Origin of the sequence: Priestia sp. SIMBA_032 (genome assembly GCF_046535215.1) — a bacterium.
In the GTDB taxonomy this organism is placed as follows: domain Bacteria; phylum Bacillota; class Bacilli; order Bacillales; family Bacillaceae_H; genus Priestia; species Priestia aryabhattai.
Genome location: NZ_JAWRXD010001457.1, coordinates 1 through 240 on the forward strand (window position 1 = coordinate 1; position 240 = coordinate 240).

Sequence of the window (240 nt, forward strand, 5' to 3'; positions counted from 1 at the left end):
GGAACATCTTCGGCGAGGAATGGGTGGGCCTGCGCTACATCCAGATGTTCATCAACGATCCAACCTTCTGGCACGTGTTCGCGACGACGGCGATTATCGGCGGGATGACCCTGATCGTCTGCTTCCCGCTGCCGATCGTGCTCGCGCTCTTGCTGAACGAGGTGCGCAAGACCGTGTTCAAGCGAGTGGTGCAGTCCATCTCGTACCTGCCGCACTTCCTCTCGATCGTGATCGTCGTGG

The 240-nt window shown here is 59.6% G+C and carries 1 pseudogene; it reads left to right on the forward strand.

What is annotated here, in order from left to right:
• Positions 1-240 (forward strand): annotated as a pseudogene (locus tag SB717_RS39140) (sugar ABC transporter permease); the annotation flags it as partial.